Annotated in this window: 18 protein-coding genes and 1 other annotated feature (1 of these 19 running past the window's edge); of the genes, 15 read left to right on the forward strand and 3 right to left on the reverse strand. The window is 39.3% G+C overall.

Annotation, left to right across the window (positions count from 1 at the left end; all coding sequences use genetic code 11):
* Positions 1–259 precede the first annotated feature (259 nt).
* The 15 genes from AYJ08_RS06465 to AYJ08_RS06540 all read left to right on the forward strand — a co-directional run bounded on the left by AYJ08_RS06465 (position 260) and on the right by AYJ08_RS06540 (position 11,882).
* A complete protein-coding gene (locus AYJ08_RS06465; RefSeq protein WP_064017038.1) occupies positions 260–1,429 on the forward strand; it encodes a D-alanyl-D-alanine carboxypeptidase family protein in 1,170 nt (389 codons plus the stop codon).
* A 136-nt stretch (positions 1,430–1,565) separates the two neighbouring features.
* Positions 1,566–1,916 (forward strand): anti-sigma F factor antagonist, encoded by a 351-nt coding sequence (gene spoIIAA / locus AYJ08_RS06470; protein ID WP_064017160.1) that lies wholly within the window; start codon positions 1,566–1,568, stop codon positions 1,914–1,916.
* 2 nt (positions 1,917–1,918) lie between these two features.
* Positions 1,919–2,359, forward strand: coding sequence for an anti-sigma F factor (spoIIAB, locus tag AYJ08_RS06475; RefSeq protein WP_064017039.1), 441 nt, complete (start codon positions 1,919–1,921; stop codon positions 2,357–2,359).
* A 10-nt stretch (positions 2,360–2,369) separates the two neighbouring features.
* Positions 2,370–3,125: an RNA polymerase sporulation sigma factor SigF gene (sigF, locus tag AYJ08_RS06480; protein ID WP_003337799.1), complete on the forward strand. Its 756-nt coding sequence runs from the start codon at positions 2,370–2,372 to the stop codon at positions 3,123–3,125.
* Between the two features lie 80 nt (positions 3,126–3,205).
* A complete protein-coding gene (locus tag AYJ08_RS06485) occupies positions 3,206–3,820 on the forward strand; it encodes a stage V sporulation protein AA (protein ID WP_064017040.1) in 615 nt (204 codons plus the stop codon).
* Positions 3,817–4,233 carry a stage V sporulation protein AB gene (locus tag AYJ08_RS06490; RefSeq protein WP_064017041.1) on the forward strand — a complete coding sequence of 139 codons (417 nt, stop codon included), beginning with the start codon at positions 3,817–3,819 and terminating at the stop codon, positions 4,231–4,233. Before AYJ08_RS06485 ends, AYJ08_RS06490 begins: the two co-directional genes overlap by 4 nt.
* Positions 4,234–4,377: 144 nt before the next feature.
* The gene (gene spoVAC, locus AYJ08_RS06495; RefSeq protein WP_064017042.1) at positions 4,378–4,857 is read left to right on the forward strand and encodes a stage V sporulation protein AC; all 480 of its coding nucleotides are present in this window, start codon (positions 4,378–4,380) and stop codon (positions 4,855–4,857) included.
* Positions 4,858–4,872: 15 nt separating this feature from the next.
* On the forward strand, positions 4,873–5,901 hold the full coding sequence (spoVAD, locus tag AYJ08_RS06500) for a stage V sporulation protein AD (RefSeq protein WP_064017043.1): 1,029 nt from the start codon (positions 4,873–4,875) through the stop codon (positions 5,899–5,901).
* 2 nt (positions 5,902–5,903) lie between these two features.
* Entirely contained in the window at positions 5,904–6,254 is a 351-nt protein-coding gene (gene spoVAE, locus AYJ08_RS06505) for a stage V sporulation protein AE (RefSeq protein WP_064017044.1), read from the forward strand.
* 25 nt (positions 6,255–6,279) lie between these two features.
* On the forward strand, positions 6,280–6,861 hold the full coding sequence (gene spoVAEA / locus AYJ08_RS06510; RefSeq protein WP_064017045.1) for a stage V sporulation protein SpoVABEA: 582 nt from the start codon (positions 6,280–6,282) through the stop codon (positions 6,859–6,861).
* Positions 6,848–8,317: a spore germination protein gene (locus tag AYJ08_RS06515; protein WP_064017046.1), complete on the forward strand. Its 1,470-nt coding sequence runs from the start codon at positions 6,848–6,850 to the stop codon at positions 8,315–8,317. The genes spoVAEA and AYJ08_RS06515 overlap by 14 nt, the downstream gene beginning before the upstream one ends.
* Positions 8,318–8,529: 212 nt before the next feature.
* A complete protein-coding gene (lysA, locus tag AYJ08_RS06520) occupies positions 8,530–9,846 on the forward strand; it encodes a diaminopimelate decarboxylase (RefSeq protein ID WP_064017047.1) in 1,317 nt (438 codons plus the stop codon).
* A gap of 197 nt (positions 9,847–10,043) precedes the next feature.
* Positions 10,044–10,478: a peptidylprolyl isomerase gene (locus AYJ08_RS06525; protein WP_064017048.1), complete on the forward strand. Its 435-nt coding sequence runs from the start codon at positions 10,044–10,046 to the stop codon at positions 10,476–10,478.
* 518 nt (positions 10,479–10,996) lie between these two features.
* Entirely contained in the window at positions 10,997–11,374 is a 378-nt protein-coding gene (locus AYJ08_RS06535) for a hypothetical protein (protein WP_064017050.1), read from the forward strand.
* A 280-nt stretch (positions 11,375–11,654) separates the two neighbouring features.
* Positions 11,655–11,882 carry a DUF3021 family protein gene (locus AYJ08_RS06540; RefSeq protein ID WP_231929024.1) on the forward strand — a complete coding sequence of 76 codons (228 nt, stop codon included), beginning with the start codon at positions 11,655–11,657 and terminating at the stop codon, positions 11,880–11,882.
* Between the two features lie 191 nt (positions 11,883–12,073).
* On the opposite strand, the gene AYJ08_RS06545 is transcribed toward AYJ08_RS06540, so the two are convergent.
* The 3 genes from AYJ08_RS06545 to AYJ08_RS06560 form a co-directional block, all read right to left on the reverse strand.
* Positions 12,074–13,303, reverse strand: a complete 1,230-nt coding sequence (locus tag AYJ08_RS06545; RefSeq protein WP_064017051.1) for a serine hydrolase domain-containing protein — start codon at positions 13,301–13,303, stop codon at positions 12,074–12,076.
* A gap of 51 nt (positions 13,304–13,354) precedes the next feature.
* Positions 13,355–13,792 (reverse strand): MarR family winged helix-turn-helix transcriptional regulator, encoded by a 438-nt coding sequence (locus AYJ08_RS06550; RefSeq protein WP_064017052.1) that lies wholly within the window; start codon positions 13,790–13,792, stop codon positions 13,355–13,357.
* 891 nt (positions 13,793–14,683) lie between these two features.
* Positions 14,684–15,799 (reverse strand): YrpD family protein, encoded by a 1,116-nt coding sequence (locus tag AYJ08_RS06560; RefSeq protein WP_064017054.1) that lies wholly within the window; start codon positions 15,797–15,799, stop codon positions 14,684–14,686.
* Between the two features lie 172 nt (positions 15,800–15,971).
* Positions 15,972–16,103, forward strand: a binding site (T-box leader) (it continues 125 nt past the right edge of the window).

Below are 16,103 nucleotides of genomic sequence, written 5' to 3' on the forward strand. Positions count from 1 at the left end.
AAGCGCAGTTAAAAGCGATTGCAGAGACAAATAAAAACGTCCAAAGCATGCAAGAACTATCAAACGATCTAGAAGCTCATGTGCCTAAATTCCAAGTTTAAGTACAAGCTTGCCGTTCTCCTTAGCAGAGACGGCAAGTTTTTTTGTCAGTACAGTAAGCAACCTCTCAGAATCTCTTTATTTTTTATTTCTATCAAAGTGTGAATATTTTCCTGAGAAAAGGAGAAGCTAGAAATACGAATGGAGGTACGAGATCGAAATGAAAAGATTACTTCATGTTTTTCTCTGTTTGGTTACTTGCATAACCATACTTACTCCAGGGCTAGCTTCTGCAGAAGAGTCAAAACCTGATATGGCTCCGCATGCAAAATCAGCGATCCTGATGGAGGCAGATTCCGGAACCATTCTGTTTGAAAAAAATGCGCATGAGAAACTACCGCCTGCAAGTATCACTAAGGTAATGACCTTGTTATTGATTTTTGAGGCGATGGAACGAGGAGAAGTAAAGCTAACCGACAAAGTTCGTACCAGCGAACGAGCTGCTTCCATGGGTGGATCTCAGATTTTCTTGCAGCCTGGTGAAGAGATGACAGTGGAGGATATGGTGAAAGGGATTGCTATTGCTTCTGGAAATGATGCTGCAGTTGCTATGGCCGAGCATATCGGAGGAACAGAGGAAGTGTTTATCAAGAAGATGAATGAACGAGCTGCTCAATTAGGTTTAAAAAATACACACTTTATTAACTGCAACGGATTACCCTCCCCAGATCATTACACAACTGCCTCTGACATCGCAATCATGTCGCGCGAGCTGTTAAAACATGAAATAATTACTAAATATACCGGCATCTATCAAGATTATCTACGAAAAGACAGTGCCAGCCCATTCTGGTTAGTTAACACGAACCGACTTGTTCGTTTTTATGACGGAGTGGATGGCTTGAAGACGGGGTACACCTCGGAAGCCAAATTTTGTATTACAGCAACAGCAAAACGTAAAAATATGCGTGTAATTGCTGTTGTATTGGGTGAACCCGATACCAAGGTAAGAAATAGAGAAATTACTGGCATGTTTGATTATGCCTTTAATCATTATCAAGTACATCCCATATATAAAAAAGGGGATGTTATTCAACAGCTTTCTTTGGATAAGGGAGAAGAAACGAAGGTAAACGTTGTGACCGAACAGCCTGTTAGTCTTCTTTTGAAAAAAGGAGAAAATCCTAATGCATTTGTAAAAGAGATTACACTTGCTAGTGAGGTAAAAGCTCCAATTAAAAAGTCAAATGTAGTGGGCCATATTTTTATTAAAAAAGATGGTAAAGAAGTAGCCCGAATTGATTTGTATCCAGAGAAAACCGTTGAACGTGCCAATATGTGGGACATACTCAAAAGAACAACCCAGAAGGTAATGTTTACCTATCGCTGAAATTACGAAAAATGTCGAGAATGTCCACTTTTGTAGAGGCTTCTCGACTTTTTTGTTCTTTTGTCGGCTGGGAGGATTTGGTTTATTGCGTAGAGAAAAAGAGAGACATCAACGGGAGAAGGAGTTGTTCCAAGTTATGAGCTTGCACATTGAGATGGAGACCTTACGTGAGGTCCTGTTGGTCCGCCTGCAAGGTGAGCTGGATCATCACACAGCGGAAATCTTGAGGAACCGTTTAGACACTGCTATCAAGGATGAGCAGATTCGTCATGTGGTCCTCGACTTGGAGGACTTGACCTTCATGGATAGCTCAGGAATTGGCGTGATTTTAGGGAGATACAAACAAATTACAGCGCGTTCTGGTGAGGTATTTGTTTGTTCGATTAATCCAACGATTTATCGTATTTTTGAAATGTCAGGTTTGTTTAAGGTTTTAAAGTATAAAGAGCATGTATCAGATGCTTTAGACGTACTGGGGGTGGCATAACGATGAGAAATCACATGCAACTACAATTCTCTGCCCTCAGTCAAAACGAAGCATTTGCTCGCGTTGCAGTGGCATCTTTTATCTCGCAGCTCGATGTCACAATGGAAGAATTAGAGGAAATCAAAACTGTCGTATCAGAAGCAGTGACGAATGCGATTATCCATGCCTATGAGGAAAACCCGCTTGGAGTGGTTCATATTGAAGCTGCTTTAGAGGATGGAGTAGTTGAGCTTGTCATTGAGGATTATGGAAAAGGAATTGTTGATGTGGAAGAGGCGATGCAACCATTGTTTACTTCTAGGCCAGAGCTGGAACGCTCAGGAATGGGTTTTACGATTATGGAAAATTTCATGGATTCATTAGAAGTTGTTACGGCCATTGATCAGGGTACAAGGATTCGCTTAGTTAAACGTCTCGCTTATGCAAAAGCTTTACAAAGCTAGGGGTAATGCCATGGGAGCCGATATTAAAAACGCTAGTCAGCCGTTTCTTACTAACGAACAAGTAAAAGAGCTCATTGCTAAAAGCCAAACGGGAGATACGTCTGCACGTGACCAACTGGTAAGTAGTAATATTCGTTTAGTATGGTCTGTTGTCCAACGTTTTATGAACCGTGGCTATGAAGCAGATGATTTGTTTCAAATTGGGTGTATTGGATTATTAAAGGCAGTCGACAAATTCGATTTAAACTATGATGTCAAATTCTCAACGTATGCTGTTCCAATGATCATCGGAGAAATTCAACGCTTTCTGAGGGATGATGGTACGGTCAAAGTAAGTCGTTCGTTGAAGGAAACTGCAAACAAAGTGCGAAGAACGCGGGACGAATTGTATAAGAAATTCGGGCGTTCACCTACCATCAGCGAAGTTGCAGAGACGCTGGGTCTTTCTAATGAGGATGTCGTATTTGCTCAGGAGGCTAGTCGAGCGCCATCATCGATTCATGAAACGGTTTTTGAAAATGATGGTGATCCTATCACCTTGATTGATCAAATAGCCGATGAAAGCTTAAGCAAGTGGTTTGATCAGATTGCCTTGCGTGATGCAATAAGCAAGTTAACAGAACGGGAACAATTGATCGTTCTTCTTCGTTACTATAAAGATCAAACTCAATCCGAGGTAGCTGAGAGATTAGGAATCTCACAGGTACAGGTGTCGCGATTGGAAAAGCGGATACTTCAGACGATAAGAGACCAAATCGAGCAATAGCTCGAATGGTCTCTTTCTTTTTGCAGATACTACATAAAAACACCGCACTGCTTGCATTAGGCAGGAAGGAGGCAGTGAATATGGAGCAGATTTTATTTTTACGCTTACGTAAGCGACTGGTGATAAGACAGAAAGATGTTATTCTGCTCGGTGATATCTGTCAGCTTTATTTAGACGGGGAGCGCGAGCAGAAATTACGTCGTATTCCGCTCTATCAAGTAAAAAAAGAGGATGGGAATTTGATTATCATCGACATTATGCAGGTAATCCGTAAACTGCGTCAGATGTATCCAGAGATCCACCTTGAGGTACAGGGTTCGACTCAAATTATCGTTGAGGTAGAGAATCCCGCCAAACGTGCTAATTTTTTTCTTGTATCATTTGTTTGGCTTCTCCTGTTTATAGGATCTGGTTTAGCCCTGATGAACTTTCACGCTGATGTCAGCATGTTAGAGGTACAGCGACGTCTATATCAGCTAATCACGGGACAATATGAAAAACGTCCTCTACTGCTCCAAATCCCTTACTCATTAGGAATCGGTCTTGGGATGGTTTTGTTTTTTAATCATATTTTTCGTAAACAATTCAACGAAGAGCCCAGTCCACTTGACGTTGAATTATTTTTATATCAACAGAACCTGGATCAATATTATTTAGAAAATGAGAACGAGGAAAATCAACGAGATAAGACATGATGCTTCTATATTTGTTTGTCATCGTAATGGGACTAGGCTGGGGTCTTGCTGTAGGAAGTGGTCTGGTTGCTTTTTTAAGCGTTCTGGATATCATTCCACGCCTTACACAGCTCTCTTCTTCTCATTCTTTTATTCGCAGCTATGAATGGGCCATCGTCTTAGGTGCGCTTTGGTTTACATGGTGTGATTACTTTGCGATTTCCGTGCAGCTCCCAGCAGTGTTAACCGCTGTGGTAGGAAGCTTCGCTGGAATATTCGTAGGTATGCTAGCGGCTGGTCTTACAGAGGTTTTAAATGTGTTTCCTATCTTAACCAAGCGATTAGGGCTCCATGATTATATGAGAAATTTTTTGATGGCGATGGTGTTAGGGAAGATAGTAGGTTCTTTGCTGCAATGGACTTTCTCTTTATAAAGCTCATGAGAGGCTGAGAAGGAACCATGAAATAAGCCTGGTAAATCGAACCATTCATAGAATAGCACTGACATAGCAAAAATAAGCAGTAGGAATTAGACATTACAATTGCACTTCATAATGGAAATAAAGGGGACAAGTTAGATGGCAACAAAACAAAAACAGGGCTTTAAACTACAAATGAATAAGCAGGTCTATCAGGAGCAAGCTCAAAAATATGAGCCCAAACGAAATGTTCTGCTAAACTGCTTTCGTGCTTTCTGGGTAGGTGGAGCAATTTGTTTGCTAGGGCAAATCATTCAGAATCTCTATATCACTTTTTTGCATCTGGACACAGAAAAGGCTGCCGGACCAACCTCCATTACTCTTATTTTTATCTCTGTCTTATTAACTGGATTTGGTATTTATGACTATATCGGTCAATATGCCGGTGCTGGGTCAGCAGTTCCCATTACAGGCTTTGCTAATTCTATGTCATCTGCTGCCATTGAATACCGCAGTGAGGGCTATGTGCTTGGTGTAGCTGGCAACATGTTTAAATTGGCGGGTTCTGTTATCGTTTATGGAGTTACGGCAGCTTTTATTTTTGGAATGCTGCGAGTGATGTTAAATATGTTCTACTAAAACGAGGTGAAAACAGTGAGTACGGCAACGAAAGGTAAAAATAGAGTTAGTCAGCAAACGTGGAGATTCAACGAGGATGTTCGGATTCAGGGAAGTGCGGTGGTGGTAGGGCCTAAGGAAGCAGAAGGACCATTAAAAGATTTATTTGATAAAAGTTATGACGATATGTACGCAGGTCAGGATTCCTGGGAAAAGGCCGAAAAAAAGCTAATGGAGGATGCCATTACTTTTGCAATTAAGAAAGCTAATTTGAAAAAAAATCAAATCGATCAGATTATCGCAGGTGATCTGCTTAATCAAAATATCACAGTTAGTTTTACGGCTGAAAAAATGCAATTTCCGACACTTGGCATGTACGGGGCATGTTCCTCCTCTATGCTGACACTCTCAACCGCTACCGCCCTAGTCAACGCAAGATATTCTAACTATATAGTAGCCGCGTGCAGCAGCCATAACGCAACAGCCGAACGGCAATTCCGTTATCCGACTGAATATGGTGGACAAAAGCCTCCTCATTCACAAGTTACAGTTACCGGAGCAGGCGCGGCAGTTGTAGGGATAGGGGGAAAAGGACCTCGGATCACCTATTCTACAGTCGGCAAAGTAATAGATATGGGGATTACAGACCCTTTTGCAATGGGAGCCGCGATGGCGCCTGCCGCTGTTTCTACAATTGCTACTCATTTTATTGATACGGGACGTAGCCCATCTGATTATGATCTCATTGTCACAGGAGATTTGGGGACAGTCGGATCTGCTATTTGCAAAGATATGCTAGCAAAAGAAGGCTTTAACGTAGAAGGTGTGTACAATGACTGCGGTCTTATGATTTATCCACCTGATGAGGAAGTGTTTGCAGGGGCGAGTGGATGCGCCTCAAGTGCCAGCGTGACGTACAGCTATATTATGAAGCAGCTTCAATCAGGCAAATTAAAAAAGGTGCTTGTGTGCGCAACCGGTGCATTACTTAGTCCCACCAGTACACAACAGGGAAATTCAATCCCGTGTATCGCTCACGCAGTAGCATTTGAAGGAGGAGAGTAATCGTGGAATATCTTATTGCCTTTATCATAGGAGGATTAATCTGTGTGGTTGGGCAGATCATGTTAGACGTAGCTAAAATAACACCTGCCCATGTCATGGTTACATTGGTAGTCTCAGGTGTGGTGCTTGATTTTATTGGAATCTACGATGGTTTTATTAAATTTGCAGGTGCAGGTGCTACTGTGCCAATTATCAGCTTCGGACATTCACTGTACCATGGTGCCTTGCAGGAATTAAATCAAACCGGTGCCATTGGAGTAGCCAGCGGGATGTTTGAAGTGCCAGCGGCTGGTATTACTGCGGCAATTGCTTTTAGTTTTCTTGCTTCTCTGGTGTTCAAACCAAAAGGATAGGAATTTTGGCGGAGGAGGCGGTTCGATGAATCATGCTCGACGCCGCGTTATCATTATCACAGACGGTGACCATATCGCTCAGAGGGTAATAGAAGAAGTAGCCCGACAAATCGGGGGAAGATGCATTTCATTATCCGCGGGAAATCCAACACCACTGTCAGGAGAGCAGATGGTAACCCTTATTAAGCAGACACCTTATGATCCGGTGCTAGTAATGTTTGATGACAATGGGAATTACGGTTTTGGACGTGGAGAAAGGGCTATTTGTTTTGTGGCGAAGCATCCAGACATTGAAGTGTTAGGGGCAGTAGCAGTTGCCTCCAATACGAAATGGGTAACAGGCACTAAAGTGAAATATTCAGTTACGAAACAAGGAATAGTGGTGGAGGATGCTGTCGACAAGGAGGGGGTCGTCCACAAGGAACTTCAGCATCGAATTTACGGCGATACGGTTGATATTCTAAATGCATGTGATATTACCCACATAATTGGGATTGGCGATATCGGAAAAATGGACGGCAGGGACCACATTAATAAAGGCTGTCCGATTACTAAAAAAGCAATAGAGTGGATTATGGAAAGGAGTGGATATCGTGTCGGAGGATAAACAGGACAAGCAGCCTATAGTCTCTAGCCTTGAAGAAAATAGGGCGTTTCTTGATGACAAGCTAGGGATAGGCACATCATTTGATATTGGCGTCCATGATTTAAAAGTAGGTCGTACTCGAGTCAGTCTGTATTATATTAATGGCTTTGCAGACAGCACAATCGTAACATTAATTTTACAAGACCTCAATAATGTAAAAGAACGGGAAACAAGCGAGGATGGCTGGAAAATATTTTATCAGAAATATGTCCCTTTCTTTCAAATATCCAAGATAAAAACGTGTAATGAATTCATGGATAAGGTATTGGTTGGTCAAATCGGGCTGTTGATTGATGGTGAGGATACAGCTCTGATGATCGATGCAAAAATTTATTTGACTCGTACACCAGAAGAGCCAGATACCGAACGCGTTGTACGAGGAGCTCATGATGGTTTTACAGAAAATCTAGTTTCCAATACCTCGCTTACTCGTCGCCGTATACGTGATGAGCGTTTGCGGTTTGAAATTATGCAGGTCGGGGAACGCTCGAAAACAGATGTTGCGATCGCTTATCTGGCTGATGTAGCTAATCCGCATTTAGTGGAAAAATTAAAATCAAGAATTCAGGAGATCCAAATCGATGGAATTCCCATGTCAGAGAAAACCATTGAAGAGTTTATTATTGGAAAATCGCTTAATCCATTCCCTATGGTACGTTATACAGAACGTCCGGACGTAGCGGCCATTCATTTGCTTGAGGGACATGTCCTAATTTATGTAGATACATCACCTAGCGTCATCATTACTCCTGCTACCTACTTTCATCATGTACAGCATGCGGAGGAATACAGGCAGACGCCAGTTGTTGGAGCGTATCTGCGCTGGGTACGTTTTCTAGGGATTATTGTCTCTTTACTGTTACCGCCCCTGTGGCTGTTATTAGTGATGCATACAGAGTATGTCCCTTCCCAATTAAAATTTCTCGGTTTGAAGAATCAAGGTTCTATTCCCATCATGGTACAGTTTTTACTAGCTGAGCTTGGACTTGATTTAATGAGGATGGCGGCAGTACATACTCCTGCACCGCTTTCTATTGCAATGGGACTTATTGCAGCTATTTTAATTGGTGAGATTGCCATCGAGGTAGGTCTGTTCTCACCGGAAGTAATCCTGTATCTAGCTGTTGCGGCAATTGGCACCTATGCAACTCCAAGCTATGAACTAAGCATGGCCAACCGTCTGGTTCGGTTACTATTGTTGCTTACTACTGGACTTTTTGGATTGCAAGGCTATATGTTTACCTGCGCCTTTATTTTACTTGCGCTTGCGATGACCAGGTCGATTGATACCCCTTATTTGTGGCCATTTATTCCGTTTAACTATGAAGGATTTAAGGAAATTGTATTACGCAAGGCTGTGCCGTACCAGGAAAAACGGCCAAGCGTTGTTCGCTCCCAAAACCCAAACAGACAATAGAAGAGTAAACATAGTTATATATATCTTGGATTTGGTTACTTGCTGTGGTATATTAATGCTTAAAAATTAGATATACGAATAAAAATACAGGGCATATAGCAAGCCGCGAGAATGTGGCTTCGCTATTTCCTTCCTAAAAAAGTCAAAATACATGGAAAAGACAGAATAGGTTTATACAATGATAGGGAAAGTGGATGAGGAGGGCAAAGGTTATGTTTTTGCATGGCACAAGTCGCATCAATGAAAAAGGGCATCTTGAAATTGGGGGATGTGATACTACCAAGCTAGTAGAGCAATATCAGACTCCATTGTACGTCTATGATGAAACATTAATTCGGGAAAAGTGCCGTGCTTTTGTAGAGGCCTTTCAGCAAAGCGGGTTTGCCTTCCAAGTAGCCTATGCCAGTAAAGCTTTTTGTACGATGGCAATGTGCAAGTTGATAGAAGAGGAAGGATTATCTCTGGATGTAGTTTCTGCTGGAGAATTATATACGGCATTGGCAGCAGGGTTCCCGGCAGAACGAATTCATTTCCACGGGAATAATAAAACCATGCAGGAATTAATTATGGCTCTAGAAGCCAATATTGGCTGTTTTGTGGCTGATAATTTTTATGAATTAGAGATGCTGCATGACCTTGCCAAAGAACGTGGATTGACAGCTAATGTGTTGTTGCGTCTTACACCAGGCGTAGAAGCACATACGCATGAATATATATCCACTGGACAGCAGGACTCCAAATTTGGGTTTGATATGATAAGCAATCAAGCGATGAAGGCGATTGAAGTAGCGCAGGAAAGCCAAGCGTTGCATTTACTTGGCATCCATTGTCATATAGGCTCGCAGATTTTTGAAACGGATGGTTTTTTATTGGCTATTCAGCGGCTGACGGAATTTTTAGCAGATGTTAGACAGGAGCTGGGCTTTACCTGTCAGGTATTTAATGTCGGAGGCGGTTTTGGTATTCGTTATGTGGAGGGGGATACACCGCTTGTAGCAAAAGATTATATTGAAGCAATTACAAATAGCGTTCGTACAGAATTTATCAAGCATAACCTGCCCTTCCCAGAAATTTGGATTGAACCTGGACGAAGCATTATTGGAGATGCTGGGACAACCTTGTATACCATTGGGGCAACGAAGGAAATTCCTAATGTCCGAAAATATGTTGCAATTGATGGGGGAATGACTGATAACCTGCGTCCGGCTTTGTATCAGGCTAAATATGAGGCCTGTGTGGCTAATCGCTTACATGAGCCTGCTACAGAATTGGTTTCGATAGCAGGTAAATGCTGTGAAACAGGCGATATGCTGATCTGGGACATTCATCTATCCGCACATCAGCCAGGAGATATTTTAGCAGTTTCTAGTACCGGTGCTTATGGATATGCAATGGCAAATAACTATAATAGAATCACCCGCCCTGCTGTTGTATTTGTTAAGGACGGAGAGGCCGAATTGGTGGTCCAGCGTGAATCATTAATGGATCTGATTCGAAATGATCGCCTGTATACGAAGGTCTCTCTATAAAAAGGATGATAAAGTACCTCAAGGAAAAGAGATATCAGCTATTGGATCTCTTTTTTTTGCTTTGTACAATGATAACTTGCTATTAGGAATTGAACAAGATAAGATAAAAGGGATAAAGACCACTACGTACTTTAAGCGAGTGGACTACTTATTTACCCCCTCTTGTAAGGGAATGGAAATATTGGAGGTATATACATATGAAAAAAGGTCAAATTACCCTAGAAGACGGCAATAAGGTTGTTATTGAATTCTTTGATAAAGAAGCTCCTGGTACCGTTGCAAACTTCGAAAAGCTAGCAAGTGAAGGCTTTTACAATGGCCTAACCTTCCACCGTGTTATTCCAGGATTCGTTGCACAAGGCGGTTGCCCGCATGGAACAGGAACTGGCGGCCCTGGATACACAATCAAATGTGAAACACAAGGCAACCCACACAAGCACGTTCGAGGTGCATTGTCGATGGCACATGCAGGTAAAGATACAGGCGGCAGCCAATTCTTTATCGGCTATGATGCATTCCCGCATTTAGACGGTGTTCATACTGTATTCGGACAAATTATCGAAGGCATGGAGCATGTGGACAAAATTAAGCAAGGCAATAAAATGACTGAAGTGAAGGTTTGGGAAGAATAGTTCCAAGTCAATCATAATGAATCCCCTAGTGAAGGTGTTACTCTTTGCTAGGGGATTCATTTTTTACATGCTTTTTTCTTTTACAGGTAATCAGTTGAATACGAAATTCATTTCATCTTTTTTTAAAAAAGCTTATTTATCAGGATTAGTTACAAACTATCGTCCCTCAATCCTTCCCGACATTATATTAAATCTCTCCTTTCTACCTTATAAAAATGAGATTAGAGATTTTGGATTTCAAATAAAAGCTGTCATTTTTTCTTATTTCAGAAAAGGAATATCATGAATTAAAGCAAAGAGCGACTTTTGTCGTAAGTAATTCTCACATCCTCTTAAATAAGTTTGAAAAAGCTGAGGAAATTTTGTGCTCGTCAGAAAAATCAAACCATATTTTTGTTATTGAGCGTTCAAAATTTATACGTGCGAACATATACTTTGGGAAAGGTGAGTATAACAAGGCAATTCCGATTCTTTGGGAGTGTTTGTTAGAAGCAACAGAAGATACAAGAGTTCACATTATGAACGATTTGTTGGAATCATATATTAATTTAAACGATATAACCTCAGCACAAAAATTTCTAGAAGCAGAAGAGCCCTTACTTTGTTTCAATGTAAATACACCTCATAAGCATCGTGAGTTAGGAAGGTTTTTTAAGTTAAAAGGAATTTTGCAAATAAAGTTGGGGAAGATTGATTGTGCTATTCAATCGTACTTAAGAAGCATTCATTTTTATGAGCAAATTAGTGCTAACGAGGAGATTAGTCACTGTATAGGTGAAATACTTTCATTTCATTTTGAGACTCAACAAGCAATTCAATTAAGCCTTTTAGGAAAACTTGCCAATGTTTATAATAGTCTTAATAATCCACATAAAGGAAAGATGGTTGTACAATGAAAAAATTTGTATTAACAGCTTCAGTCTTTTTGCTATCTATATCGTTCTCAACTTCTTTTGTATCTGTAGACAAACAACATATTGAAAAAAGATCATTTTCAGCAAACACTATCAAACCATACACTGGTGATGGAGGGCATTAACTAAGTTATTTTGCAGAACGCCTTATAAGGGCGTTCTTTTTTGTGCGGAATTTAAAGGCGTTTCTTCGAAAAAAAGGCAAGTAGTCCCTGCAATAAATGGTAAAAAATACATATAAGGAGAAAGGAGGTGGCTGATATTGGTTTTTGCTTTGGTAAATCTATCAATTCATTATGTTGTGGTCTTACTGCTTGTACTTATTTGTGGTGCACTTGGAGATTGGTATGAAAATCTAACTGAGAATCCAGTCAGGTTTCTTATGTTTATTGTTATTCAATTCATTATTTATATCCTTGTCTGGGCGGGGGTATATTGGATGGATTTAAAAGAAATAAAAAAAATTAACGATCAGTTAAAGAGGAAATAATCCCAAAACATATCGTGATGAAAAGAATGCAAGAAAAGAAATCATTCGACACCTTTAGCTGAATACTGTAATTTTAGATTCGCAGCTAAAAAATCATGAAAAGTCAGCCATAGAATTTCTAAGGGCTGACTTATCTTTTCGAGAAGATGGGTCTCTTAGGTAAAGTTACAGCTCTTCCTAGTAAATTTCCCTTAAGAAGTTGTCAGGTGTTTGTTGAGTGGTATTTCTATACCTTCGTCAATAAAAATCATATCGTGGAAATTGATAAAACTCATTGTATTTCGAATCCAATAGAGATTAGGTTCAATTTTAAACAAATGGGTGGGAGGTTGATCATCAAAAGTGATAATAAAATGCTCAACATTACGGCTGACAGTAAAGCTTGTTTGATAGTCATCAGTAAGCTGATAAGTACCTTCTATGCTATCTGTCGTGTTTATTACCATGATAGTAGGGTGTTTTGGTGCTATAGGTTTTTCTCTGTTTTGAGGAAAGGTTAAAAATGATAAGATTTGTTGTTCATACATAGGGCTTATCTCTTCATTTGTTAATAGAATGATTATTTTTTCATTTGTCAAAGAATATAAGCAATGGGCGGAGTATCCGATCTCCCCACCAGAGTGACCAAAAGAGTCTTCTTGAATTACGAATCCGTAGCCATAATTGTTAGATAAAGGGGAAGGGGTTAGAGCACGTTTTACTAATTCGGGGGATACCAGTTTTCCTTGAATAAATCCCTTTAAAAACTGAGCAATCTCCTTTGCTGTAGAGTAGATGCCACCATCACCATAGAAGCCGCATTGCTTATCAACATAATGAAAGATAGGATCATCTGTTACAGCAATATATTTTCGATTAACATAATCGAAAAGCTTTCCGACAGCAATTTGTTCAGCGTTTGGTTTCGTAGTTGTATGTGTAAGGTGAAGAGGGGCTACAATCATCTTATGTAGATAATCCTCATATGAGAGTTTGCTTATATACTCGATCATTTTTGCTAATAATACATAGTTTGTATTGGAATAAAACGATCCGCTGCCTGCAGGGAAGTATGGTTCTTTGGTATGTAAGATTTCTTCAATGTCTGTTACTGAAGGATTGCCTATATATTCTGGGATGCCAGATGTATGTGTTAATAAGTGTTCAATAGTTACATTTTTATAGGTAATCGTGTTAAACCATTTCGTCAGTGTATCTTCAAGAGTAATAGCTTTTGCTTCTATTAATTGCAATATCATTACGGCAGTATACATCTTACTTAAAGAAGCAATATCGAACAGTGTATCTTCCGTTATAGAGACGAAATTATCTATATCTTTATAACCTAATGTAAGGCTAACGCTTTCGTTAGTACTTGTCTCTACATAAAGGGAACCGTTAAATTGTAATTTTTTTAATGTAGGATAAATAGTATTGTACATATTTTAGTCTCCTTATTATATTAGTTATCTAACATATTTAGCGTGAGGAAATCAAAGGAACTCTTTCACGGCGATTTCCTGTAATTTCTTTGTGATTCGTTCCAATTCATTAAGCTCTGAAAGCGTCAATTTAGAAAATAAACGATCAGCCACAGCTCGTTCTACATACTCCTGCTTGTGGAAATATTCCCATCCTTTATAATCTAATGTAATAAATATTTCACGACGATTATCTGGATTAATAGTACGACGGATTAACTGATTTTTCTCCATCTTGGAAATAAGCTGACTTACTGCACTAGAGCTAACGTTCATTTCTAAAGCAATTTCACCTACAGATATTTTTTTAGCATAATAGACAATATCTAACAGTACGGCTTGTTGCGTTGTGATAGAACTAGCCAGATGTGTTTTGTAATAGTTGTAAATCAAACGGTTGATTGCATAATCGGCTTCATTAATTTGTTTTACTTGCGTGTATAAATCCAAACAGACCATCCTTTAATATGTTAGTTAACTAATATATTAGAGAATGATTTAAAAAAAGTCAATTTTCTGTAATTATATCATATAAAAAAGAAAACTCTTTTAATTAAGGATAAGGTATCTCGGTAGGAATTATCCGTGTCAGTAGCTTGCTCAATATGCCCATTTTTGAATCAGGTGAACGTATCCGAAATGAGGTGACGAAAGAAATAATATTATGAAGCTATTCATTCTCTTCAAAATCAATATCGCAGTCCAAGTAATGCTTTTGTTTTGCTTGATAGAAAATAACCAAATCAATTCTGTTAGTGCTACTGAAGCAAAGGCTATTAGTCCTAGGAGGGTTAAAAGGAGACATTGTTATGAAAAAATGTAATACTTCATTTGTATTATCTTTACTAGCAAATATAGGATTTATAATATTTATAATCGCAGATTTTTGCTTTCATTTCGGACATGTTTATTGGTTACAGTGGGGATTACTTTTTAATTTTTTGAAAATGGTTTACTTTATTTCCCTTATGTTTACTTTTTATGAATATGTAAAGGGGGGAATTAATAAATCCTTTATTAGTGGTGTTACACTGAATATTTTAGGTTTTATTCTGTACGTAATGTATAGGAATAGTTTATAGGCTAAAAAGGAAGCTGACCTGAGCAATCAGGAAATCTAATTCAAAAAACCGATACGAAAATTGAAACTACCCGCCTCCATGTATATATGGAAAACAGGTAGTCTCGATCTCGTTACTATCTAAGTAATAGTGTAGTTTATCTGCGTGTTACAATTGGTTATGTGGCAGCCTGTAAGAAAGGCTAAGCTGATTAAGTCTAGTGTGTTTGTTACATACGACATAGAGGAATTACCTACCAGTCCACTATGACAATCCAGCCCTAATAGTTATAAACATCAGAATCAACATCAATGGTAACAGTGTTATTGTTGTCGCGGGTTACTTTTGCGTGATCCTCCTGCGGGATTGAAAATTTATTGTTAGGAACAGGGGTTCCATCGACTTTAATGTTTGAATAGATGGCTTTATTTTTCCCCGTATTATCATTGGATACCACAGTAGAAAGCAGCTTCCAATTCGAGATTTGAGGTATATTCAATTTGTCAGCAGATTCGATGATGGTGATGGTTTTTGTATCGCCAGGTGTAGTACATGTCCGCTCGCTGCAAATTGTGGTACCATCCAGTTTCATGCGAACTTTTCCATTATAGTTATACCACAAATAAAGGTTTACATCGGAACCTGACTTATATGCATTTCGATACTGTCCTTCTTTGTAGTTTGGATCGAAAATATCGCTTTTATAGGCTGTCCAAGCAGTGGCAGACGTTTTTTGCTTTACGATGATAATAGGTTTCCAGCCGGTCTCCGTTTGCGATTTACCAACATTGGTATAATAGCTTAATCCCATATCCGCTACCCATGAACCGATTGCCCCGCTTGTATTTGCCAGATAGAAAAAACCACCATAATTGTATGCTGCCACTTTTTTATCAACCATCGAATCTTGCGGGAGGGTAAGCTTTGTACTTAAATAGGTTCCACTTTGCGTGATTTCTTGCTTTCCGCCAACGCCATCTGCTATAAAATCAGATGCTATCCCTTGTAATTGAGATTGTTTAGATGAGAGGGCCTCTGCTTTTTGGTTATCTGAATCAAAGATGATTAATTCAGGATTTGCAGAAGAGGCTTCTTCATATACATAAGATACTCCGTCCTCAAAGGCAATATAGCTGTATGTAGTATCTAATGCCTCAGCGCGTAAGCTGTTTTTTTTGTTCTTTTTTTCTTGGAAAATGGATTCCTTGGCTCTTTCAATCATTTCATTGATTTTAGAATCAGAAATGGTACTTGTTTCCTCATGTACAACCTCAATGCTTTTTCCATTTGTGCCTTTCCATTCTCTGAAGTCATCTGCTGCTGCAAATGCGGAAAATGACGAAAGGGGGAGGCTAAGAAGACAAATCATGGTTATGGCTAGGTTAGCTTTTTTCAAAAACTTCAACTCCTAACATAATTTTGTTTACAAAGACAATATATTACAAATATTCAAAAAACAAAATATATTTTATTGCCATCTGATGAATTTTTATTATACAAAATTATTTCTAAAAAATGATTGACAGTAACCTTTAAAGATTACTATAATACTAACAAATCAAACAAATGTAAAAGTTGTGATGAGGACAAGTAGAAGATAAGAAAGAACGATAGAGAGCCGTCCCATAGAGCTGAAAGGATGGTCGTTGTTTCCCTTTGAATATCACCTCGGAGCTTTGTTAACGAACGATGAATGGATC

This window comes from Brevibacillus sp. SKDU10, assembly GCF_001645205.1.
Lineage (GTDB): Bacteria > Bacillota > Bacilli > Brevibacillales > Brevibacillaceae > Brevibacillus_B > Brevibacillus_B halotolerans.

Coding starts and splice junctions, on each gene's coding strand:
- AYJ08_RS06465 (WP_064017038.1), top strand. CDS start 260: ATGAAAAGATTACTTCATGTTTTTCTCTGTTTGGTTACTTGCATAACC.
- spoIIAA (WP_064017160.1), top strand. CDS start 1,566: ATGAGCTTGCACATTGAGATGGAGACCTTACGTGAGGTCCTGTTGGTC.
- spoIIAB (WP_064017039.1), top strand. CDS start 1,919: ATGAGAAATCACATGCAACTACAATTCTCTGCCCTCAGTCAAAACGAA.
- sigF (WP_003337799.1), top strand. CDS start 2,370: ATGGGAGCCGATATTAAAAACGCTAGTCAGCCGTTTCTTACTAACGAA.
- AYJ08_RS06485 (WP_064017040.1), top strand. CDS start 3,206: ATGGAGCAGATTTTATTTTTACGCTTACGTAAGCGACTGGTGATAAGA.
- AYJ08_RS06490 (WP_064017041.1), top strand. CDS start 3,817: ATGATGCTTCTATATTTGTTTGTCATCGTAATGGGACTAGGCTGGGGT.
- spoVAC (WP_064017042.1), top strand. CDS start 4,378: ATGGCAACAAAACAAAAACAGGGCTTTAAACTACAAATGAATAAGCAG.
- spoVAEA (WP_064017045.1), top strand. CDS start 6,280: ATGAATCATGCTCGACGCCGCGTTATCATTATCACAGACGGTGACCAT.
- lysA (WP_064017047.1), top strand. CDS start 8,530: ATGTTTTTGCATGGCACAAGTCGCATCAATGAAAAAGGGCATCTTGAA.
- AYJ08_RS06525 (WP_064017048.1), top strand. CDS start 10,044: ATGAAAAAAGGTCAAATTACCCTAGAAGACGGCAATAAGGTTGTTATT.
- AYJ08_RS06535 (WP_064017050.1), top strand. CDS start 10,997: ATGAACGATTTGTTGGAATCATATATTAATTTAAACGATATAACCTCA.
- AYJ08_RS06545 (WP_064017051.1), bottom strand. CDS start 13,303: ATGTACAATACTATTTATCCTACATTAAAAAAATTACAATTTAACGGT.